20 protein-coding genes and 1 tRNA gene are annotated in these 21,417 nt (G+C 62.6%); all 21 read left to right on the forward strand.

Annotation, left to right across the window (positions count from 1 at the left end; all coding sequences use genetic code 11):
• Nucleotides 1–10: 10 nt before the first annotated feature.
• Nucleotides 11–2,605: a family 20 glycosylhydrolase gene (locus GEV01_RS07850; RefSeq protein ID WP_152803197.1), complete on the forward strand. Its 2,595-nt coding sequence runs from the start codon at nucleotides 11–13 to the stop codon at nucleotides 2,603–2,605.
• Nucleotides 2,606–2,694: 89 nt separating this feature from the next.
• Complete coding sequence (locus tag GEV01_RS07855; RefSeq protein ID WP_328595458.1) at nucleotides 2,695–4,131, forward strand: ABC transporter substrate-binding protein; 1,437 nt, start codon at nucleotides 2,695–2,697, stop codon at nucleotides 4,129–4,131.
• A complete protein-coding gene (locus tag GEV01_RS07860; RefSeq protein WP_008450376.1) occupies nucleotides 4,103–4,810 on the forward strand; it encodes a response regulator in 708 nt (235 codons plus the stop codon). Before GEV01_RS07855 ends, GEV01_RS07860 begins: the two co-directional genes overlap by 29 nt.
• Nucleotides 4,803–6,266 carry an ATP-binding protein gene (locus GEV01_RS07865; protein WP_152803199.1) on the forward strand — a complete coding sequence of 488 codons (1,464 nt, stop codon included), beginning with the start codon at nucleotides 4,803–4,805 and terminating at the stop codon, nucleotides 6,264–6,266. The genes GEV01_RS07860 and GEV01_RS07865 overlap by 8 nt, the downstream gene beginning before the upstream one ends.
• A gap of 230 nt (nucleotides 6,267–6,496) precedes the next feature.
• Complete coding sequence (locus GEV01_RS07870) at nucleotides 6,497–7,609, forward strand: acyltransferase family protein (protein WP_152803200.1); 1,113 nt, start codon at nucleotides 6,497–6,499, stop codon at nucleotides 7,607–7,609.
• Between the two features lie 15 nt (nucleotides 7,610–7,624).
• On the forward strand, nucleotides 7,625–8,779 hold the full coding sequence (locus tag GEV01_RS07875) for a glycosyl hydrolase family 18 protein (protein WP_152803202.1): 1,155 nt from the start codon (nucleotides 7,625–7,627) through the stop codon (nucleotides 8,777–8,779).
• Between the two features lie 162 nt (nucleotides 8,780–8,941).
• Nucleotides 8,942–9,142 carry a hypothetical protein gene (locus GEV01_RS07880; RefSeq protein ID WP_152803205.1) on the forward strand — a complete coding sequence of 67 codons (201 nt, stop codon included), beginning with the start codon at nucleotides 8,942–8,944 and terminating at the stop codon, nucleotides 9,140–9,142.
• 97 nt (nucleotides 9,143–9,239) lie between these two features.
• The gene (locus GEV01_RS07885; RefSeq protein ID WP_008450364.1) at nucleotides 9,240–10,007 is read left to right on the forward strand and encodes a GIN domain-containing protein; all 768 of its coding nucleotides are present in this window, start codon (nucleotides 9,240–9,242) and stop codon (nucleotides 10,005–10,007) included.
• A gap of 20 nt (nucleotides 10,008–10,027) precedes the next feature.
• Entirely contained in the window at nucleotides 10,028–10,636 is a 609-nt protein-coding gene (locus tag GEV01_RS07890) for a tetratricopeptide repeat protein (RefSeq protein WP_152803207.1), read from the forward strand.
• 46 nt (nucleotides 10,637–10,682) lie between these two features.
• Nucleotides 10,683–11,663, forward strand: coding sequence for an NAD(P)H-quinone oxidoreductase (locus GEV01_RS07895; protein ID WP_152803209.1), 981 nt, complete (start codon nucleotides 10,683–10,685; stop codon nucleotides 11,661–11,663).
• A 143-nt stretch (nucleotides 11,664–11,806) separates the two neighbouring features.
• Nucleotides 11,807–12,553, forward strand: a complete 747-nt coding sequence (gene tpiA / locus GEV01_RS07900; protein WP_152803211.1) for a triose-phosphate isomerase — start codon at nucleotides 11,807–11,809, stop codon at nucleotides 12,551–12,553.
• 48 nt (nucleotides 12,554–12,601) lie between these two features.
• Complete coding sequence (secG, locus tag GEV01_RS07905; RefSeq protein ID WP_152803213.1) at nucleotides 12,602–13,018, forward strand: preprotein translocase subunit SecG; 417 nt, start codon at nucleotides 12,602–12,604, stop codon at nucleotides 13,016–13,018.
• A 218-nt stretch (nucleotides 13,019–13,236) separates the two neighbouring features.
• Nucleotides 13,237–13,321 (forward strand) — tRNA-Leu (locus GEV01_RS07910).
• 172 nt (nucleotides 13,322–13,493) lie between these two features.
• Nucleotides 13,494–13,853 carry an NADH-quinone oxidoreductase subunit A gene (locus GEV01_RS07915; RefSeq protein WP_008450355.1) on the forward strand — a complete coding sequence of 120 codons (360 nt, stop codon included), beginning with the start codon at nucleotides 13,494–13,496 and terminating at the stop codon, nucleotides 13,851–13,853.
• 3 nt (nucleotides 13,854–13,856) lie between these two features.
• Entirely contained in the window at nucleotides 13,857–14,333 is a 477-nt protein-coding gene (locus GEV01_RS07920; RefSeq protein ID WP_008450353.1) for a NuoB/complex I 20 kDa subunit family protein, read from the forward strand.
• Nucleotides 14,334–14,351: 18 nt separating this feature from the next.
• Complete coding sequence (locus tag GEV01_RS07925; protein WP_070268888.1) at nucleotides 14,352–14,942, forward strand: NADH-quinone oxidoreductase subunit C; 591 nt, start codon at nucleotides 14,352–14,354, stop codon at nucleotides 14,940–14,942.
• 3 nt (nucleotides 14,943–14,945) lie between these two features.
• Complete coding sequence (locus tag GEV01_RS07930; RefSeq protein WP_152803215.1) at nucleotides 14,946–16,199, forward strand: NADH-quinone oxidoreductase subunit D; 1,254 nt, start codon at nucleotides 14,946–14,948, stop codon at nucleotides 16,197–16,199.
• Between the two features lie 9 nt (nucleotides 16,200–16,208).
• Nucleotides 16,209–16,688, forward strand: coding sequence for an NADH-quinone oxidoreductase subunit NuoE (gene nuoE / locus GEV01_RS07935; RefSeq protein WP_152803217.1), 480 nt, complete (start codon nucleotides 16,209–16,211; stop codon nucleotides 16,686–16,688).
• Nucleotides 16,685–17,980, forward strand: a complete 1,296-nt coding sequence (nuoF, locus tag GEV01_RS07940) for an NADH-quinone oxidoreductase subunit NuoF (RefSeq protein ID WP_152803219.1) — start codon at nucleotides 16,685–16,687, stop codon at nucleotides 17,978–17,980. The genes nuoE and nuoF overlap by 4 nt, the downstream gene beginning before the upstream one ends.
• 22 nt (nucleotides 17,981–18,002) lie before the next feature.
• Nucleotides 18,003–20,324: an NADH-quinone oxidoreductase subunit NuoG gene (gene nuoG, locus GEV01_RS07945; RefSeq protein WP_152803221.1), complete on the forward strand. Its 2,322-nt coding sequence runs from the start codon at nucleotides 18,003–18,005 to the stop codon at nucleotides 20,322–20,324.
• Nucleotides 20,324–21,409 carry an NADH-quinone oxidoreductase subunit NuoH gene (gene nuoH / locus GEV01_RS07950; RefSeq protein ID WP_008450341.1) on the forward strand — a complete coding sequence of 362 codons (1,086 nt, stop codon included), beginning with the start codon at nucleotides 20,324–20,326 and terminating at the stop codon, nucleotides 21,407–21,409. Before nuoG ends, nuoH begins: the two co-directional genes overlap by 1 nt.
• The last annotated feature ends 8 nt before the right edge of the window (nucleotides 21,410–21,417 follow it).

A 21,417-nucleotide genomic window follows, 5' to 3' on the forward strand; every position in this document is an offset into this window, starting at 1 on the left:
AAGGAATCGAATGCGTAAGCAAAGCAAGGGCGGTGGTTTCGTTTTGGCCTCGTGGCTGATGGTGGCGATGGCGGGCGGTTCGTTGGTGCAGGTGGTGCATGCAGCGCCGGAAGCGAAGGCGCCAGCGGCCCGGGGGGCGCTGGAGGGCTATGCCAGCGGCGCGCAGCTTCGCCTGCGCTGGGAACTGGTGCGCAATGTGTTCACGCCCGAGTCGCCGGGCGGTGGAACACAGGCGCGGTTCATCCTGTCCAACGTTGACCAGCAGCCTTTGCCTGCGCAGGGCTGGTCGCTGTACTTCAATGTCATGGACGGCGTGTCGACCGGGCCGCTGGAGGGCAAGCTGGTGCTGGAGCAGGTTGCCGGCAATCTGTTCCGCATTCGTCCCGCACCGGGCTTCGCTGGCGTGCCGGCCGGGCAGACGCTGAATATCGCCTACAACCATCCGGACCTGGTCATCAAGCTTGCCAAGGCGCCGGCCGGGCCTTACCTGGTCTACGATGACGCGCCGGATGTCGGCCAGGCCATCGCCGATTATCAGCTGCTGCCGGTTACGCGCCCGGAGCAGCTGGACAAGGGCAGCAGCGGCGCCAAGCCTGTCGTCACCGTGCAGGATATCTATCGCCGCAACGCCAACGCTGATTGGCTGCCGGCCGCCGCGTTGCCGCCGGTGTTCCCGACGCCGCAGCATCTGGAGGCTGGCGGCGGCAAACTGAAACTGGCCGCGCTGCCGAATATCGCCGCACCGGCCGCGCTGAAGACCGAAGCCGCATTCGCGCGCACGCTGTTCGCGGCCAGCCTGCCGGCCAGCAGCACCGGCGCGACCGCGCTGCGCCTGAGCGTGGGCACGGTGTCCGGCTCCACCTCGCCGGAAGCCTACACGCTGACGATCAAGGCAGGCAGCGGCATCGACATCGTCGGCAACAGCGCCGCCGGCGTCGCCTACGGCCTGCAATCGCTGCGCGACCTGCTGCCGTTGCCTGGCGCGGAAGCGGGCAGCATCGAGCTGCCGGAGCTGACCATCACCGACGCGCCACGCTTCGAGTATCGAGGCTTCCAGCTCGATGTCGGCCGCAACTTCCACACCAAGCAGACCGTGTTCAAGCTGCTGGACCTGATGGCCCGCTACAAGCTCAATAAATTCCACTTCCACCTGACCGAAGACGAAGGCTGGCGGCTGGAGATCGCCGGCCTGCCCGAGCTGACCACCATCGGCGCAGTACGCGGCCATAGCGCGGAGCAGGGCGTGCGCCTGCAACCGGCCTACGGCTCCGGCCCGAACCCGGCTGACGCCAGCGGCACCGGCTACTACACCCGCGCCGAATACATCGAGATCCTGCGCTACGCCGCCGCCCGCCATATCGAGGTGATTCCCGAAATCGAAATGCCGGGCCACGCCCGCGCCGCCGTCAAGGCGATGGAGGCCCGCTACCACCGCCTGAAAGCCGCAGGCAAGGGCGACGCCGCCAAATACCTGCTCAACGATTTCGCCGACAAGTCGGTCTACAAATCGCCGCAGCTGTACAACGACCACGTGATCAATCCCGGCCTGGAATCCAGCTTCACCTTCATCGACCATGTCATCGCGCAGGTTGTGGCGATGCACAAGGAGGCCGGCGCACCGCTGCACACCATCCATGTCGGCGGCGACGAGCTGCCGGGCGGCGCATGGGAGCAGTCGCCCGCCAGCCGTATGGTCATGCAGAAGAAGAAACTGGAAAGCACCGCCGAACTGTGGGACTACTTCTACGACCGCGTCGACGCCATCCTGCGCAAGCACGGCCTGTACGCCTCCGGCTGGGAAGAGATGGCTGCCCGCGCCACCAAAGTGCGCGGCGAGCATAAGCTGATCCCCAATCCACGCTTCACGCAGCGCGGCTTCAGCGCCTACGTCTGGAACAACACGGAAGGCGCCGAGGACTTCGCCTACCGCCTGGCCAACGCCGGTTACGACATTGTGCTGGCGCCGGTGACGAAGATGTACATGGACATGGCCTACAACGCCAACCCCGAAGAACCGGGAGTGAACTGGGGCGACTACGTCGAACTGGATACGGTCTACGACTTCATCCCGCTGGACTACCTGAAGAACGCCAATCCGCCGCTGGTTGGCAAGGACGCACTGACCGACTACGGCAAGCGCCGCATACGCGGGCTGGAGGCGACGCTGTTCACGGAAACCGTACGCACGACGGAACGCATGGACTACCTCGTCATGCCACGCCTGCTGGCGATGGCCGAGCGTTCATGGGCGCCCGATCCCGCCTGGGCGACGGAGACCGACGCCGCCAAAGCCGCCGCGCTGCATCGCACCGCATGGTCCGGCTTCGTCAACACGCTGAGCCAACGCGTGCTGCCACGCCTGGACCTGGAGCGCACCGGCGTTGACTACCGCATCGCGCCTCCCGGGCTGGTGGTCGATAACGGCAAGGTGCTGGTCAATCACGTCCTGCCGGGTATCGCGATGCGCTACACCAGTGATGGCAGTGAGCCGAATACCACTAGCAAACCAGTTAGCGGACCCATATCGGACAAGGGCCAGATCAAGGTCGCCGCGTTCGGCCGCAACGGCAGGCCGGGTGTGGTGTCGCGCATCGACAACCCCTGAGCGGGGAGGGGCCGCGCAAAGCATACCAATTCATCCCGGAGGCTACCTTCTCCGTTATAATCGTGGCACTGTTTTATTCGGGATAACGAGTGATTGCGTCGACAGAAAAAGTAGCCTTGCCGTGGTCAGACTGGTTACGCTTTCGTTCGACCGCCCGCCGCGCGCCGCCCGCCAAGGCCTGGTCCTTCGGCTTGCTGGCCGCCGCCTGCGCCTTCAACTGCGGCGCATTGACCATGGCCCAGGCCACGCAACTGCCGCAGCAGCCTGCGGCGGCCGGCGCGACGTCACCGGTCGCCTCGCTCAATACGCTGCAGGTGCTGCACTGGTGGACCTCCAGCAGCGAGCGCAAGGCCGCCAATGTTCTGGCCTCCCGCATGGCCGACGAAGGCCTCGAATGGAAGGACGCCGCGATTCCCGGCGGCGCGGGGCTGGGCGCCGGCAAGGTGCTGAAGAGCCGCGTGCTGGCGGGCGATGCGCCCGAAGTCACGCAGATCATCGGCGTTTCCGTCGCCGAATGGGCGGAACTGGGCCTGCTGCTGGAAATCGACAACGTGGCCAGCGCGGGCAACTGGAACGGCTTCCTCTTCCCCACCATCCAGGTGCTGATCCAGCACCGCAAGCACGTGGTGGCTGCGCCGCTCGGCATCCACCGCGTCAATACGCTGTACTACAACCGCGCGCTGTTCGCCCAGCTCAAACTGGCGCCGCCGCAGACGTGGGCGGAATTCCAGAACGTCGCGCTCAAGTTCAAGGCCGCCGGCATCACGCCGCTGGCGCAGAGCAGCGAAGCCTGGCAGGTCGCCGCGCTGTTCGAGAACCTGGTGTTGGCCGAAAGCGGCCCTGAGTTCTATCGCGATCTGTTCGTGCGCCGCAATCCCGCTGCCGCCATCGACCGCCGCACCACCGAGGCGCTGGAGAGGCTGCGCGTGGTCAAGGGCTGGATCAGCGGCCAGCTCGATGAGCGTCCATGGCCGGAAGTGGTGCGCCAGTTCGCGCGCCGCGAGGCCGCGATGATGATTATGGGCGACTGGGCCAAGCCGGAGCTGGCCGAACGCGGTATGGCGCTGGACGACGACTATGCCTGCGGCACCGCGCCGGACACGGGCAAGTACCACCTGTACAGCGTCGATACGCTCACCATGTTCGCGGGCGACTACCGCCACATGGCGTCGCAGGAAAAGATGGCGCGGCTGCTGGTGTCGTCGCCGGCGCAGGCCGAGTTCAACGCGCTAAAGGGCGCGGTGCCGGTGCGGCGCGACGCCGACGTGTCGAAGATGGACAGCTGCGCGCGCGCCTCCTGGACCACCTTCGCGCAGGGCGCGGCGGTGCAAGCGCCAAGCCTGGTGCACCGCATGGCCACCGACGAAGCAAGCCGCGACGCCATCATCGCCGAAATCCACCGATATTTTCTAGACGACCGGGCCACGCCGGCCGAGGCGCAACGCCGCCTGGGCGCGCTGTTCCGCTTGTTTAACCTCAGAAGCCAAGGAGCACCCGGTGCGCAAGATACTGATCGTAGACGATGACCAAAAGACCCGCGTCCTGCTCAAGACCTACCTGGAGAAAAACCAGTACGAGGTGATCCTGTCGCACAACGGCGAGAGCTTCCTGGCCGAGCTGCACGCGCACACCGACCAGCTGTCGCTGGTGATCCTGGACGTGATGCTGCCCGATACCGACGGTTTCGCGCTGTGCAAGCAGGTGCGCCAGCGCTCGAATGTCCCCATCATCATGCTGACCGCCAGCTCCGACGAGACCGACCGCATCGTCGGCCTGGAGCTGGGCGCGGACGATTACATCGCCAAGCCATACAGCCCGCGCGAGCTGCTGGCCCGCATCAAGGCCATCCTGCGCCGCACCGCGCTGGAGACGCCGTCGGCGCGCTACTACCGCTTTGTCGGTTTCACGCTGGACCTGATGGAGCGCAAGGTGCTCGACAACGCCGGCGCCGTGGTCGCGCTGACGGGGCTGGACTTCCAGCTGCTGAAGTACTTCGTCGAACATCCGGGTGTGATCCTGGACCGCAGCGTGCTGTGCGAAGAGACTCGTGGCCGCGACGCCGGCCCGCTGGACCGTTCGCTGGACGTGCAGATCAGCCGTTTGCGCCTGCGCCTCAACGACGACGGCAAGCAGCCGGCCCTGATCAAGACCGTGCGTGGCGCCGGCTACGTGTTCTCGGCCGATGTCAGCGTCTCGCATGCTTAAGCGAGTGCCTGAACGGCTGGGCAGGATCTGGCCGCAGTCGCTGCTGGGCCGCCTGATGCTGGTGATGGCGGCCGGCCTGCTGGTGACGCAGCTGGCGGCCAGCGTGATCTGGGCCAGCCAGCTGCGCGCCAAGGCGCAGGTGGAGGCGCAGTCGGCGTCGCAGTACATGGCGCACGGCGCTTCCGGCGCGATCCGTTTCTTCCGCAGCCTGCCGCCGAACTACCGCCTGCTGCTGATCCAGCAGCTGCGCGAGATGGGCGGCACGCGCTTCTTCGTCAACCTCAATCACGCCTACGTGCCGGTGCAGCAGATCGCTCCACATCCGCTGGCCAGCAGCGTGCTGGCGACGGTGGGCGCGACGCTGAAAAGCGATCTGCCGCATTCGCCCAGCTTCCACCTGGCTTTCGCCTGGCCGGAGCAGCTGGTGGTGTCCGAAGACGGCGTGCACCTGAGCGACCTGCCGGACGCCTGGGTCCAGCACATCCTGCTGCTGCAACCGGACCCCGCGCCCATCCTGGTGATCCAGACCGAGATCGAGCCGGGCAACTGGCTGTACATGGCGGCGCTGATGCCCAACCCGTACTTCTTGAGCAGTAACGATCCGCTGGCGTGGGACCGCCTGTCCCTGCAAGGCCTGTCGCTGGCCGTGGTGCTGCTGCTTTGCCTGCTGGTGGTGCGCTGGATCACGCGCCCGCTGGCCGCCTTGTCCGATGCCGCCGCCGCCTTTGGCCAGGGCCAGGACGACCGCGCGCCGCCGCTGCCGGAGACGGGCAGCCGGGAATTCATCAACACCGCACGCGCCTTCAGCGCCATGCGCGAGCGCATCCAGCGCTACATCGAGGATCGCGAGCGGCTGTTCATCTCGATCTCGCACGACTTGCGCACGCCGATCACGCGCCTCAAGCTGCGCTCCGAACTGCTGGACGACGAGGCGCTGCGCAACGAGTTCGAAGAGGACCTCGATGAACTGGACATGATGGTCAAAGGTGCGCTGCAATGCGTGAAGGACAGCGACATCCATGAGAACCCGGCCGAGGTCAAGCTGGACGCGCTGCTGGGCCGCCTGGTGCGCAGCGCGCGGCTGGCCGGACACGAAGTGGGCTATCGCGACAGCAGCATCACGGTGCGTGCCAAGCCGCTGGCCTTGAAGCGCGCCATCGGCAACCTGCTGGACAACGCCTTGTACTACGGCGACCGCGCCGAGATCAGCGTCAGCAGCGGGCCGGACGTGGTGGCGATCGCCGTGCGCGACCACGGCCCCGGCGTGCCGGACGATGCTTTCGCCAGCCTGTTCGATCCCTACGTGCGGCTGGCGCACGGCCGCGAGCAGAACGACGCCGGCATGGGCCTGGGCCTGGGCATCGCCCGCAGCGTGATCGAAGCCCACGGCGGCCAGCTGGTGCTGGAGAACCATCCCGAAGGAGGCTTGAACGCCACCATCCGCCTGCCGGCTTGAGCATAAACGCAACAGCATGCAACAGCGCGCAATACATTTTGTAAGGCTCTGTGAAGTTTTGTTGCAGCCGCCGTCACGCGCTCCCGCCAGGCCCGTCCTTACGCGTAAGGAACTGTAAGCCGGGCAGGGAATTGAATAATGAAATCAAAGGCTTATGGTCATTCGCCGTGCCTTGGCGAAGATGATAACGTTTGCAGCAACCCAATACATTCACTGAAAGTCGACGATCAATGAAAACACAGCATCAACGTTCGCAAGCCATCGACGTGCTGCGGGGCCTGACGGTCGCGCTGATGATCATGGTGAACATGCCGGGCACGCCGGCCACCACCTACGCGCCTTTCCTGCACGCCGAATGGCACGGCCTGACGTTGACCGACCTGGTGTTCCCGACCTTTATGTTCGTGGTGGGCACGGCGCTCAGCTTCACGCTGGAGAAGTACGAGGGCATGGGCGAGGCGGCGGTGCTGAAGAAAATCTTCACCCGCACAGCGCTGATCTTCCTGTGCGGTTTCCTGATGTACTGGTATCCGTTCTTCAGTACCGAGGGTGGTTCGCTGACTGTACTGCCGCTGTCCGGCACCCGTATCTTCGGTGTACTGCAACGCATCGCGCTCGGTTACTGCGCCGGTTCGCTGATCCTGCATTACTGGAAGGAGAAGGGCGCGCTGGTGTTCGCGGTGCTGGCGCTGCTGGGCTACTGGGCCGTCATGTACGGCTTCGGCGACTACACGCTGGCCGGCAACGCGCAGCGCAAGCTGGACCTGCTGGTGCTGGGCGAGGCGCATATGTATCACGGCGAAGGCATCGCCTTCGATCCGGAGGGCATATTGAGCACGCTGCCATCTATCGTCAATGTGTTGGCCGGTTACTTCGCGGGTCGCCTGGTGCGCCGGCTGGGCGCCAGCTACGAGACGGTCGCCAAGCTGGCCATGTCCGGCGCTGTGCTGACTGTACTGGCACTGTGCTGGAGCAGTGTATTCCCGCTGAATAAAAAACTGTGGACCAGCTCCTATACGCTGATCACCATCGCCATCGACCTGTTCACGCTGTCCTTGCTGCTGTATGTGATCGACATGCTGGGCAAGCGTGGCTGGACCTACTTCTTCGAAGTCTTCGGCCGCAACACGCTGTTCATCTACCTGTTCAGCGAAGTGGTGGCGACCACCTTCTTCCTCTTCAAGATCGGCGACCTGAATGTCTTCGATTGGATCTACCTGAATCTGTTCCGTCCGTGGGCGGGTGCCTACAACGGGACGTTGCTGTGGGCGGTGGTGTACATGCTGGGCTGCTGGTTGGTCGGGTATGTGCTGGACCGTCAAAAAATTTATATCAAACTTTAATCGGAGGAATACGCGATGAAAAAATTACTGATAGCGGCCTGTATCGCCGCTGCGTTGGCCGGTTGCGGGGGCTCCGACCCCGCAGGCCAGCAATCGCCCAAAGCCATGGCGCGCATGGGCAATCTGGCTGCGGGGCGTGTCGCGCCGCTGCCGGACACGCCGGCCGATGCCGGCGGCGAGCGCGTGGTGCAGGGCGGCGCGCCTGGCAGCAAGGCGCTGGCCAACGGCAAGATGGTGCTGGCCTATTATTCGGGCTACAGCAACAACTACAATTCGCTGACCAAGTACTACGCCAACGTCAACGCGGTGGCCATCGACTTCTGGAACATCACCAGCGCCGGCGCCATTGTCGGCAACGGCGATCCGACGCCGAGCAACGCCATCACCTTCCTCAAGTCCAAGGGCATACCGATTTATGGCTGCATCTCCAACGTCTCCAACGACGGCTGGGATCCGCTCATCTCGCATGCGGTCACGGGCGCCAAGCGCGCCACGGCGGTGGCCAACCTGGTTGCCTTCGCCAAGGCCAACGGCTTCGCCGGCATCAATGTCGATTTCGAAGCGGTGGACCAGGCAGATCGCGCCAACCTCAGCGCGTTCTCCGCTGCGTTGTCCACGGCGCTGCACGCGCAGGGCCTGAAGCTGATCATGACGGTGCCGGCCTTCTCGGCCACCGACGAAAACGATCCTTACAACCTGCCGTTCGACCTGGCCGCGCTGGGCCAGTCGGCCGACTATATCCAGGTGATGACCTACGACGAGGCGATCCCTGCCTGGGCGCCGGGCGCGGTCGCCGGTTCCGACTGGATGGAGAACGCGCTGGACTATGCCACCAGCAAGGCGCCGGCGGCCAAGGTGTTGAACGGCATTCCGGCCTACGGCTATGACTGGGTGAAGGAAGGCGAGGGCAGCCAGCTGTTCTGGCGTAACGTGCCGGCGCTGCTGACCAAGTACGGCGTCACGCCGAAGTACGATAACAACGTCAACGCCATCACCTTCAACTACACCACCGGCGGCAAGAAGCACACGGTGTGGAATGAGAACGCCAAGAGCGTGACCATGAAAACCGGCCTGGTGAGTGCCTACGGCCTGGCCGGCACCTCGATCTACGCCTTCGGCATGGAGGACGCCAGCTTCTGGAGCGCCGTCAACGCCGGTCTGAATCAGTAACATCCCCTCGCGCAGCGGCGTCCGCCGCTGCGCATTCCAGCCCTATTCCCGGTTTTCTGTCGCCCAGTCCCCCATTTGTGCAGTTCGTCGCAATCCGCATGATCGTTCGTCAAGTGATGGCTATAGTGATCACATACCGAAACGCATTCAAGGAGAGCAAAAATGAACATCGCCAAAAACATGGAAGCCATCTTCGTCACCGCCGCCGTTCTGCTGGGCGTATCCGCCTACGCCAGCGCCGCCGCCGAAGCCACCGTCGCCCTGCAACCCGCCATCCACGTTGCCGCCGCCCACGCTCCGATGCAAGTTGTCGTCATCAAGGCCAAACGCCTGACCGCAGTGAAAAAAGCCAGCCTGTCGTAATTTGACAATTGGTCGTACTGCAAAGATTGCTAGAAAGCTTAGTGCGCTGCTACATTAGCCCTTTGCCGCACCAAGAACAACATCAGAGGAACCGATAATGAACAAGCTTTTCCAATTTGGCCTGCTGTTTGCCGCTTTCTGTGCGCTGTTTGGCCGCGCCCAGGCTGCCGACGAAGCCACCGAGAAGCGCGTCATCACGCTGGATGCCCGCGTGGTGCGCGTCAAGCTCGACGGCGTACTCGACTTGAAGCTGCGCCAGGGCGCCACGCCTTCGTTGACGCTCTACGCGGACAAGCGCACCATGGAAAAGATTACGACATCGACCGCCGGCGATACGCTGCACCTGGAGACCGAAGGGCGGGGGCTGAAGATAGGCCGCTCCTCCACGCGTGCCGAGCTGGTGCTGCCGATGTTGCGGGAAGTGGTGTCCGAGGGCGTGGGCTCGACCGAGATCAACGGCTTCAGCGGAGACGAACTGGAATTGACGATGGATGGCGCCGGCACGATGAAGGTGGTCTGTGACTACAAAGTCCTGAAGGCCAACCTGGGCGGCGTCGGCAGCATGCATCTGTGGGTCAGCGAGAACGACAGCGTGGAACTGGATCTGCGCGGCGCCGGCTACATCACGCTGGGCGGCAACAGCAAGTCGCTGAAGGCGACGCTGGGCGGACTGGGCGGATTGAATGCGCAGAAGTTCCAGGCCGACTCCGTCAACATCGACCTGAGCGGTCTGGGCAACGCCACGGTCAACGCCAAGACCAATGCGACATTGAACTTGAGCGGCCTGGGATCGGTCACTGTCTATGGCAAGCCCCTGAACCGCAACGTGAGCGTTGACGGTCTGGGCAAGGTAAGTTGGAAGTAAAACACACACACCTACGCGACATGAAAAAATTCATACTAGCGATCGGTCTCGCACTGGGCCTGCAACAGGCTGCGATGGCCGGATTCGCCGAAGGCGCTACCGCCTATAACAACAAAAACTACTCGGCGGCCTTGAAAGAGATATCGCCGCTCGCCAAAGCCGGCAATGCCGACGCCCAGCACCTGCTGGGCTTGATGTATTACATGGGCCGTGGCGTCACCCAGGATTACAAGCAGGCGCTGGAGTGGCACCGCAAGGCCGCGCTGCAGGGCAAGGCCGACGCGCAGTATGTGGTCGGCGCCATGTACTACACCGGCAATGCCGTGATCCAGGACCACAAGCAGGCCGTCACCTGGTTCCGCAAGGCGGCCGAGCAGGGCCACCCGGACGCGCAGCAGGCGCTGGGGCTGATGTATCGCTATCACATGGCCGGCATGCCGCAGGATAACGTAATCGCCTACATGCTGTGGAACCTGGCTGCGGCCAACGGTTCGATGAACGCGGCCGAGCAGCGTTCGGCCGTGGTCAAGAGCATGACGCCGGAGCAGATCGAGGAAGGGCAGGCGCTGTCGGCCGCCTGGAAACCGAACACGCCCTTGCCCAAGCAATCGCGCACCGGCGGCAGCTAATTTTCAGCTGTCGTACAATCGCCCTTTCTTCACGAGAGGGCGAGCCATGCGCGCGATTGAAATCACCCATCCCGGCCCGGCCGATGTCCTGAAACTGTGCGAACGGCCGATGCCGGTCGTCCGAGGCGGCGAAGTACTGATCAAGGTCCATGCGGCCGGCGTCAACCGCCCCGACGTGTTCCAGCGCATGGGCAACTACGCGCCGCCAGCAGGCGCTTCCGACCTGCCTGGCCTGGAGGTGGCCGGCGAGATCGTCGACGGCGATCTCGATTACACCACCTTCGATATCGGCGACAAGGTTTGCGCGCTGGTGCAGGGCGGCGGCTACGCCGAGTACGTGGTCGCGCCGCTGGAGCAGGTGCTGCCCATCCCCAAGGGCTGGAGCATGCTGGAAGCCGCCACCATCCCCGAAAACTACTACACCGTGTGGAGCAATGTGTTCGACCGCGCCCATCTGAGCGAGGGCGAGACGCTGCTGGTGCAGGGCGGCAGCTCGGGCATCGGCGTGACGGCGATCCAGCTGGCCAGCGCGCTGGGCCACCGCGTGTTCGCCACCGCAGGCAGCGACGACAAGGTCGCCGCCTGCATGCAGCTGGGCGCCGAGCGCGGCATCAATTACAAGACCGAGGATTTCGCCACCGTCGTCAAGTCGCTGACCAATGACCGCGGCGCCGACGTCATCCTCGACATGGTGGGCGGCGACTACCTGCCGCGTGAGATATCCTGCCTGGCCGACGACGGCCGCATCGCGCTGATCGCCACGCTGGGCGGCGGCAAGGCCACGGTGGACCTGGGCCAGGTGCTGCGCCGCCGGCTGACCATCACCGGTTCGACCCTGCGCCCGCGTTCGGCCGCCTTCAAGGGCGCGATCGCCAAGCAGCTGCTGGACAAGGTCTGGCCGCTGATGGCGGCGCGCAAGCTCAAGCCGGTGATCTACGAAGTGTTCCCGCTGGAGCAGGCCGCCGCCGCGCACGCGCTGATGGAGAGCAGCAATCATGTCGGCAAGATCATGTTGCAAGTCATCTAGGTCAATTCCGGGTCAAGAATGGCGCAGGGAGCTGGGCTCGACCGTAGTATTTTTGCGATTTCCGGGGCGACGCGCCCAGCCGCTGGTTTGACCGGGCTTCCAGCCTCGCGTTAAAATAGCGGGTTATTGAATTTTAGGCTACTATGCGTCGCAAACTCGTCATCGGCAACTGGAAAATGAACGGCAATCGGGCCGGCAACACTGCTTTATTGTCGGGCATTATCGCCGGCTTGAACGACTTTGGCGCCGATTGCGCAGTCTGCGTACCGGCTCCTTACCTGGCCCAGTGCCAGGCTGAACTGCAAGACAGCCCGGTCGCCTGGGGCGCGCAGGATCTGTCGGTTCACGCAGCCGGCGCCTACACCGGCGAAGTCTCGGCCGCGATGCTGGTCGATTTCGGTGCCCGCTATGTGCTGTGCGGTCACTCCGAGCGCCGCGCCTATCACAAGGAAAGCAGCGAGCTGGTGGCGCAGAAAGCCGTCGCGGCGCTGGCTGCCGGCTTGACGCCGGTGGTGTGTGTGGGCGAAACGCTGGAGCAGCGCGAAGCAGGGGAGACCGAAGCGGTCATCTGCGGCCAGCTGCAAGCAGTGCTGGATGTGGTTGCCGCCGACGACCTGGCCAAGATTGTTGTTGCTTACGAGCCTGTCTGGGCCATCGGCACCGGCAAGACCGCCACGCCGCAGATCGCCCAGGAGGCGCACGCCTTGCTGCGCGCGCGCGTGGCGCAGAAGAATGCGCCGGTCGCGGCCGGCATGCAGATTTTGTACGGCGGCAGCATGAAGCCGGACAATGCGAAAGAATTGATGGCCCAGCCTGATATCGACGGCGGCCTGATAGGTGGTGCCGCATTAAAAGCGGCGGATTTCCTCGGGATTATCCAGGCCGTGTAAGTTGTAGAAACAAAACGATACAAATCTTTTATTTTTGAATGGAATAACATGAACTCCTTGTTCAATCTGGTTATCGTAGTGCAGGTGGTCTCCGCAATCGCCATTATCGGCCTGGTATTGCTGCAACATGGCAAGGGCGCCGACATGGGCGCGGCCTTCGGTTCGGGCGCCTCGGGCAGCCTGTTCGGCGCCACCGGCTCGTCGAACTTCATGTCCAAGTCGACCGGCGTTGCTGCCGCGATCTTCTTCAGCGCCACGCTGGCCCTGTCGTACATCTCGACCCAGCACAGCAGCGGCGTAGTCAGCGGCGGCGTGATGGACAAGGCCGTGCCAGCGGCGCCAGCCCCGGTTCCAGCGACCGGCGCAGCAGCGATTCCGACCGCGCCCGCAGCAGCACCGGCCGCTCCGGCAGCCGCTCCAGCCGCTCCGGCAGCAACGGGTCCTGCAGCTTCGATCCCAAAGTAATACAATACTGAACTAAGTAGCGAAGCAAGTTGTAAAATAAGTTGAAGTCCCTTAGCAACTTTTTAAGTTGTTTGCTCATTGTTTTGGCAGTACATTAGCGTTGCAAGCTAGAAAAACAATTCAGAGTAAAAAGAAGCAAAGATTTATCGTTTTTCTTCTTGTTTTGGCGCAATACGGATTAACAACCGCGTGAAAACACAGTAGAATAGCGGCCTTACGCCGACGTGGTGAAATTGGTAGACACGCTATCTTGAGGGGGTAGTGGCGCAAGCTGTACGAGTTCGAGTCTCGTCGTCGGCACCAGAAATATAAGGCCAGCAAGGGAGCACCGAAGTGTACCTGAGCTGGCTTTTTTACGAGGATGTGTCGTTCGATCCTGGTCTAAGCGGTTTTACGATTGGGTCGAACGTTAAGAGCACCGCAGAACATCGCAGTGTGTCCTTTTAACCGACCGTTCAATATAAGCTCATCAATCGTGAACCTCGAAAATTATCTCCCCGTCCTGTTGTTCATCCTCGTCGGTCTCGGCGTAGGCATCGCTCCCCAAGTCCTTGGCCACTTACTCGGGCCGAACAAGCCTGACTCCGCCAAGCTCTCCCCATATGAATGCGGCTTCGAAGCTTTCGAAGACGCGCGCATGAAATTCGACGTCCGGTACTACCTGGTCGCGATCCTCTTTATTTTGTTCGATCTGGAAACGGCATTCTTCTTCCCGTGGGGCGTATCCATGCGCGAACTGGGCTGGGGCGGCTTCGTCACGATGATGGTGTTCATCGCCGAATTCGTCGTCGGTTTTTGGTATATCTGGAAGAAAGGTGCCCTTGATTGGGAATAAGCCATGGCTATTGAAGGCGTATTAAACGAAGGTTTCATCACCACCTCGGCCGACAAGCTGATCAACTGGGCGCGCACGGGTTCGATGTTCCCGATGACGTTCGGTCTGGCATGCTGTGCGGTTGAAATGATGCACGTGGGCGCAGCCCGTTACGATATGGACCGCTTCGGCGTTGTGTTCCGCCCATCGCCGCGTCAATCCGACGTGATGATCGTGGCCGGCACGCTGTGCAACAAGATGGCTCCCGCGCTGCGCAAGGTCTACGACCAGATGCCGGAACCGCGCTGGGTCATCTCGATGGGCTCCTGCGCCAACGGCGGCGGCTACTATCACTACTCCTACTCCGTGGTGCGCGGTTGCGACCGCATCGTCCCGGTGGATGTCTACGTGCCGGGCTGTCCGCCGACGGCCGAGGCTCTGCTGTACGGCATCATGCAGCTGCAAAACAAGATCAAGCGCACCAATACGATCGCACGCTAACGGGGCTGCTTCAAGAATATGACTACACATCTGGAACAACTGCAAACCGCCCTCGGCACTGCCCTGGGCGATCGCGTTACTACGACCGTGGCGTTGGGCGAAATCACGCTGGTCGTGAAAGCCGCCGACTACTACGGCGTGATGCAAACGCTGCGCGACGACAAGTCGCTGGGCTTCGATCAGCTGATCGACCTGGCCGGCGTCGACTACCTGAACTACGGCGATGGCGCCTGGGACGGCCTGCGATTCGCAGTGGTCGTCCATTTGCTGTCGGTGAAGCACAACTGGCGCGTGCGCGTGCGCGCGTTCTGCGCCGACGACGAAATGCCGCTGCTGCCGTCGCTGGTGCCGCTGTGGCGTGCCGTCAACTGGTACGAGCGCGAAGCGTTCGACATGTTCGGCATCCTGTTCGAAGGCCACAACGACCTGCGCCGCATCCTGACCGACTACGGTTTCATCGGCCATCCGTTCCGCAAGGACTTCCCGGTATCGGGCTATGTCGAAATGCGCTACGACCCCGAGCAGAAGCGCGTGATCTACCAGCCGGTCACCATCGAGCCGCGTGAAAACGTGCCTCGCGTGATCCGCGAAGAAAACTACGGGAAGTAAAACATGGCTGAAATTAAGAACTACACCCTGAACTTCGGTCCGCAACACCCGGCCGCGCACGGCGTGCTGCGCCTGGTGCTGGAGCTGGACGGCGAAGTGATCCAGCGTGCCGACCCGCACATCGGCCTGCTGCACCGCGGCACCGAGAAGCTGGCTGAACAGAAGACCTACCTGCAGTCCGTGCCTTACATGGACCGCCTCGACTACGTCTCGATGATGTGCAACGAGCACGCCTACGTGATGGCCATCGAGAAGCTGCTGGGCCTGGAAGTGCCGCTGCGCGCGCAATACATCCGCGTGATGTTCGACGAGATCACCCGCATCCTGAACCACCTGATGTGGCTGGGCGCGCACGCGCTGGACGTCGGCGCCATGGGCCCGTTCCTGTACTGCTTCCGCGACCGCGAAGACCTGTTCGACTGCTACGAAGCGGTGTCGGGCGCGCGCATGCACGCGGCCTACTACCGTCCGGGCGGCGTGTACCGCGACCTGCCGGACGCGATGCCGCAGCACAAGCCGTCGATCATCCGCTCGGCCAAGGCCGTCGCCGGCCTGAACGAGCACCGCCAGGGTTCGCTGCTGGACTTCATCGAAGCGTTCACCGGCCGTTTCCCGACCTACGTCGACGAATACGAAACCCTGCTGACCGACAACCGTATCTGGAAACAGCGTACCGTCGGCATCGGCGTGGTGGCGCCGGAAGATGCGCTGGCCATGGGCTTCACCGGCGCCATGCTGCGCGGTTCGGGCATCCAGTGGGACTTGCGCAAGCACCAGCCGTACGAAGTGTACGACCTGATGGACTTCGACGTGCCTATCGGCACCAACGGCGACTGCTACGACCGCTACCTGGTGCGCGTGGAAGAACTGCGCCAGTCGAACAAGATCATCAAGCAATGCGTGGAATGGCTGCGCAACAATCCGGGTCCGGTCATGACCGACAACCGCAAGGTAGCGCCTCCGGGCCGCGTCGACATGAAGACCAATATGGAATCGCTGATTCACCACTTCAAGCTGTTCACCGAAGGCTTCCACGTGCCGCCGGGCGAAGCGTACAGCGCGGTGGAGCATCCGAAGGGCGAGTTCGGCATCTATCTGCTGTCCGACGGCGCCAACAAGCCATACCGCATGAAGCTGCGCGCTCCCGATTACGCGCACTTGCAGTCGCTGGATGAAATGGCGCGCGGCCACATGATTGCCGACGCCGTGACCATCATCGGTACGCAAGATATCGTGTTCGGCAGTATCGACCGCTAAGGAAAAAGTATGTTGTTATCAGAGCAGTGCTACAAAAAAATCGACCGCGAGTTGGCCAAGTATCCGGCCGACCAACGCCAGTCGGCCGTGATGGCCTCGCTGGCCCACGCCCAGGTTGAACTGGGCTGGATCTCGTCGGAAGTGATGGCTGAGTTGGCCGACTACATCCGCATGCCGGCCATCGCCGTGCAGGAAGTCGCGACCTTCTACAATATGTACAACCTGAAGCCGGTCGGCAAGCACAAGATTTCCGTGTGCACCAACCTGCCATGCGCCCTGTCGGGCGGCGTGCGCGCGGCCAACCACCTGAAAGAAAAGCTGGGCATCGACTTCCGTGACACCACGGCCGACGGCGCTTTCACGCTGGTGGAAGGCGAGTGCATGGGCGCCTGCGGCGACGCGCCAGTGATGCTGGTGAACGACCAGCGCATGTGCAGCTTCATGTCCAACGACAAGATCGACACCCTCGTGGAGGAACTGAAGAAATGACGTCACTCCACAATCGTCACATCGACCCAGTCATTCTCGCCGGCCTGGACGGCAAGAACTGGCACCTGGAAGATTACGTCAAGCGCGGCGGCTACAGCGCCCTGCGCAAGATCATCGAAGAGAAGATCACCCCGGAACAAATCATCGCCGACCTGAAAGCGTCGTCGTTGCGCGGCCGTGGCGGCGCGGGTTTCCCTACCGGCCTGAAGTGGAGCTTCATGCCACGCCAGTTCCCGGGCCAGAAGTACCTGGTATGCAACTCAGATGAGGGCGAGCCGGGCACTTTCAAGGACCGCGACATCATGCGCTACAACCCGCACGCGCTGATCGAGGGCATGGCCATTGGCGCTTACGCCATGGGCATCACCGTGGGCTACAACTACATCCACGGCGAGATCTTCGAGGTCTACACCCAGTTTGAAGATGCACTGGAAGAGGCGCGCGCCGCCGGCTTCCTGGGCGACAAGATCATGGGCAGCGAGTTCAGCTTCCAGCTGCACGCGCACCATGGCTATGGCGCTTACATCTGCGGCGAGGAAACCGCGCTGCTGGAGTCGCTGGAAGGCAAAAAAGGCCAACCGCGCTTCAAGCCGCCTTTCCCTGCGTCGTTCGGCCTGTACGGCAAGCCGACCACCATCAACAACACCGAGACGTTCGCGGCTGTTCCGTTCATCCTGAACATGGGTCCTGAAAAGTACCTGGGCATGGGACGTCCGAACAACGGCGGTTCGAAGATCTTCTCGATCTCGGGCGACGTTGAACTGCCGGGCAACTACGAGGTACCGCTGGGTACCCCGTTCGCCAAACTGCTGGAACTGGCAGGCGGCATGCGCGGCGGCAAAAAGATCAAGGCTGTGATCCCTGGCGGCTCGTCCGCTCCGGTGATCCGCGGCGAACTGATGATGAACACCGACCTGGACTACGACTCGATCGCCAAAGCTGGCTCGATGCTCGGTTCGGGCGCCGTCATCGTCATGGATGAAACGCGTTGCATGGTCAAGGCGATGGAGCGTCTGGCGTACTTCTACTTTGAAGAGTCGTGCGGCCAGTGCACCCCATGCCGTGAAGGTACGGGTTGGATGTACCGCATGATTCACCGCATCGAAAACGGCCAGGGACGTCCTTCGGATCTGGACGTGCTGAACTCGATCTGCGACAACATCCAGGGCCGCACCATTTGCGCGCTGGGCGATGCCGCGGCGATGCCGATGCGCGCGTTCATCAAGCAATTCCGCGAAGAATTTGAATATCACGTCGAGCACAAGCATTGCTTAGTGCCCGCTTACATCTAAGCTGCGTCAGGTAACGATCACCATGGTTGAAATCGAAATAGACGGCAAAAAAGTCGAAGTCCCTGCTGGTAGCATGGTGATGGACGCCGCCAACAAATTGGGAACCTACATTCCGCACTTCTGCTATCACAAGAAATTGTCGATCGCTGCGAACTGCCGTATGTGCCTCGTCGAAGTGGAAAAGGCGCCTAAGCCTTTGCCAGCATGCGCAACGCCGGTCTCGGCAGGCATGATTGTGCGCTCCGCTTCGGACAAGGCCGTACAGGCACAGAAGTCCGTCATGGAATTCCTGTTGATTAACCACCCGCTGGACTGCCCGATCTGCGATCAGGGCGGCGAGTGCCAGTTGCAAGACTTGGCAGTCGGCTACGGCAAGGGCGAATCGCGCTACGAAGAAGACAAGCGCGTCGTCGTGCCGAAAGATGCCGGCCCGCTGGTCTCCATGCAGGAGATGGCGCGCTGCATCCAGTGCACCCGTTGCGTACGCTTTGGCCAGGAAGTGGCCGGCGTGATGGAACTGGGCATGATCGGCCGCGGCGAACACTCGGAAATCACCGCGTTCGTCGGCCAGACCGTCAACTCTGAGATGTCCGGCAACATGATTGACCTGTGCCCGGTAGGCGCACTGACGTCGAAGCCGTTCCGCTACAGCGCCCGTTCGTGGGAACTGTCTCGCCGCAAATCGGTATCGCCGCACGACGGCCTGGGCGCCAACCTGATCGTTCAGGTTAAAGCCGGCAAGGTCAAGCGCGTACTGCCGCTGGAAAACGACGCCGTCAACGAGTGCTGGATTTCCGACAAGGACCGCTTCTCGTACGAAGGCCTGGAAGCCGCCGACCGTCTGACTCAGCCTATGCTGAAGCAGGGCGGCGAGTGGAAAGAAGTCGACTGGCAAACCGCGCTGGAATACGTGGCGCACGGCCTGAAGAACATCAAGCACGAACACGGCGCCAACGCGCTGGCCGCACTGGCCACGCCGCACTCGACGCTGGAAGAACTGCACCTGCTGCAAAAGCTGACCCGCGCCATGGGCTCGGACAGCGTGGACACGCGTCTGCGTCACAGCGACTTCTCGCTGAGCGATGTGACCCCTTGGCTGGGCATGTCGATCACCGAGTTCGGCCAGCTGAACCGCGCCTTCGTCATCGGCTCGTTCCTGCGCAAGGATCACCCGCTGCTGGCTACCCGTCTGCGCACGGCAGTGAAGGGCGGCGCCAAGCTGTCCATCCTGCACGCAAGCGACGACGACCAGCTGATGAACATCGCGAACAAGATGATCGTTGCTCCGTCGGAGTGGCTGTCGGCGCTGTCGCAAGTTGTCGTGGCCGTGGCTAAAGCTAAAGAAGTGGCAGCTCCTGCCGGCTTCGAAGGCGTACAAGCTTCCGACGTCGCCAACGCGATCGCAGCCTCGCTGATTTCCGGCGAGAACAAGGCTGTCTTCCTGGGTAACGCGGCAACGCAGCACCCGCAAGCCGCCGCGCTGCACGCCGCCGCACAATGGATCGCCGAACAAACCGGCGCCAAGCTGGGCTACCTGACCGAAGCCGCCAACACCGTCGGCGCTTACCTGGTCAACGCCAACGGCGCCAAGGCTCCTGCGTTCTCCGAACAGAAGCAGGCTTACCTGCTGCTGAACGCCGAACCAGAACTGGACGCACACAACCCGCAAGCCGCCGCCGCCGCACTGAAACACGCGGAGATGGTCGTCGTCATGTCGGCCTACAAGCACGGCATGGACTACGCCGACGTACTGCTGCCGGTGTCGCCATTCAGCGAAACCTCGGGCACCTTCGTCAACTGCGAAGGCCGCGCTCAAAGCTTCAACGGCACCGTCAAGCCGCTGCTGGAAACCCGCCCTGCGTGGAAAGTCCTGCGCGTGCTGGGTAACATCCTCGGCCTGTCCGGTTTCGACTACGACACTTCCGAAGCGATCCGCGATGAAGTGCTGGGCGCCGGCGTGACCGACCTGTCGGCCAAGCTGAACAACACCACCAAGCAAGCTGTCGTCGCCGCCGCTGCGGTTTCGACGGGTACGGAACGTATCGCAGACGTGCCTATCTACTTCGCCGACGCCGTAGTGCGTCGCGCCGAGTCGTTGCAGAAGATGGCCGATGCGGCTGCGCCTAAAGCGCACCTGTCGTCCGCTCTGGCGCAGCAACTGGGTGTCGCCGCCGGCGACAAGGTCAAGGTCACGCAAGGTTCCGGCAGCGCGATCCTGGTCGCCGCTGTTGATGCCAAACTGCCAGCCAACGCAGTCCGCGTCGCCGCCGCTCACGCGTCGACCGCTGCACTGGGCGGCATGTTCGGCTCCATCACCGTTGAAAAAGCAGGGGAGGGTAAATAATGGCTCTGCCTGAATTCGTCACTACTATTAATGCCATGGGCGCCAACAGCGTCCTGGCGCCGGCCTGGCCGCTGATCTGGGCGCTGATCCGTGTGATCGTCGTGCTGCTGCCGCTGATGGGCCTGGTTGCCTACCTGACGCTGTGGGAACGTAAGTTCATCGGCTGGATCCAGATCCGCGTCGGTCCTAACCGCGTTGGTCCTATGGGCCTGCTGCAGCCTATCGCCGATGCGCTCAAGCTGCTGTTCAAAGAGATCATCACCCCGGCCAAGGCCAACCCTGGCCTGTTCGTGATCGGTCCTATCATGACCATCATGCCGGCGCTGGCCGCCTGGGCGGTCGTACCGTTCGGCGCCGAAGCCGTGCTGGCCAACGTCAACGCCGGCCTGCTGCTGCTGATGGCAATCACTTCGATGGAAGTCTACGGCATCATCATCGCCGGCTGGGCTTCGAACTCGAAGTACTCGTTCATGGGTGCAATGCGCGCCTCGGCGCAGATGATCTCCTACGAAATCCCGATGGGCTTCGTACTGGTGGTCGTGCTGATGGTGTCCGGTTCGCTGAACTTCGGCGACATCGTCGCCGGCCAGCAGAAGGGCATGTTCGCCGACCACGGCCTGAACATCCTGTCGTGGAACTGGCTGCCGCTGCTGCCGCTGTTCGTGGTCTACCTGACCTCGGGCCTGGCGGAGTGCAACCGTCACCCGTTCGACGTGGTCGAGGGCGAGTCCGAGATCGTTGCCGGCCACATGGTCGAGTACTCGGGCATGGCCTACGCCATGTTCATGCTGGCCGAATACGCCAACATGATTCTGATCGCGACCCTGGGTTCGATCATGTTCCTGGGCGGCTGGTCCGCACCGTTTGCCTTCCTCGAATTCTGGGGCGGTTTCGGCGGCTTCTTCTGGTTGTTCGCCAAGGCGTTCTTCCTGGTGTCCGTCTTCATCTGGGTGCGCGGTACTTTCCCACGCTACCGTTATGACCAGATCATGCGTCTGGGCTGGAAAGTGTTTATCCCTCTGACGCTGGTGTACCTGGTGTTCGTGGCCGGCTGGATGCAGACATCCTGGAATATCTGGAAGTAAGGACTGGA

The organism is Rugamonas rivuli (assembly GCF_009380165.1).
In the GTDB taxonomy this organism is placed as follows: domain Bacteria; phylum Pseudomonadota; class Gammaproteobacteria; order Burkholderiales; family Burkholderiaceae_D; genus Rugamonas; species Rugamonas rivuli.

Bases quoted from the DNA above. Each gene is read 5' to 3' on its own strand.
- GEV01_RS07850 (WP_152803197.1), top strand. From the start codon at position 11: ATGCGTAAGCAAAGCAAGGGCGGTGGTTTCGTTTTGGCCTCGTGGCTG.
- GEV01_RS07865 (WP_152803199.1), top strand. From the start codon at position 4,803: ATGCTTAAGCGAGTGCCTGAACGGCTGGGCAGGATCTGGCCGCAGTCG.
- GEV01_RS07870 (WP_152803200.1), top strand. From the start codon at position 6,497: ATGAAAACACAGCATCAACGTTCGCAAGCCATCGACGTGCTGCGGGGC.
- GEV01_RS07875 (WP_152803202.1), top strand. From the start codon at position 7,625: ATGAAAAAATTACTGATAGCGGCCTGTATCGCCGCTGCGTTGGCCGGT.
- GEV01_RS07880 (WP_152803205.1), top strand. From the start codon at position 8,942: ATGAACATCGCCAAAAACATGGAAGCCATCTTCGTCACCGCCGCCGTT.
- GEV01_RS07885 (WP_008450364.1), top strand. From the start codon at position 9,240: ATGAACAAGCTTTTCCAATTTGGCCTGCTGTTTGCCGCTTTCTGTGCG.
- GEV01_RS07890 (WP_152803207.1), top strand. From the start codon at position 10,028: ATGAAAAAATTCATACTAGCGATCGGTCTCGCACTGGGCCTGCAACAG.
- GEV01_RS07895 (WP_152803209.1), top strand. From the start codon at position 10,683: ATGCGCGCGATTGAAATCACCCATCCCGGCCCGGCCGATGTCCTGAAA.
- tpiA (WP_152803211.1), top strand. From the start codon at position 11,807: ATGCGTCGCAAACTCGTCATCGGCAACTGGAAAATGAACGGCAATCGG.
- secG (WP_152803213.1), top strand. From the start codon at position 12,602: ATGAACTCCTTGTTCAATCTGGTTATCGTAGTGCAGGTGGTCTCCGCA.
- GEV01_RS07920 (WP_008450353.1), top strand. From the start codon at position 13,857: ATGGCTATTGAAGGCGTATTAAACGAAGGTTTCATCACCACCTCGGCC.
- GEV01_RS07925 (WP_070268888.1), top strand. From the start codon at position 14,352: ATGACTACACATCTGGAACAACTGCAAACCGCCCTCGGCACTGCCCTG.
- GEV01_RS07930 (WP_152803215.1), top strand. From the start codon at position 14,946: ATGGCTGAAATTAAGAACTACACCCTGAACTTCGGTCCGCAACACCCG.
- nuoE (WP_152803217.1), top strand. From the start codon at position 16,209: ATGTTGTTATCAGAGCAGTGCTACAAAAAAATCGACCGCGAGTTGGCC.
- nuoF (WP_152803219.1), top strand. From the start codon at position 16,685: ATGACGTCACTCCACAATCGTCACATCGACCCAGTCATTCTCGCCGGC.
- nuoG (WP_152803221.1), top strand. From the start codon at position 18,003: ATGGTTGAAATCGAAATAGACGGCAAAAAAGTCGAAGTCCCTGCTGGT.
- nuoH (WP_008450341.1), top strand. From the start codon at position 20,324: ATGGCTCTGCCTGAATTCGTCACTACTATTAATGCCATGGGCGCCAAC.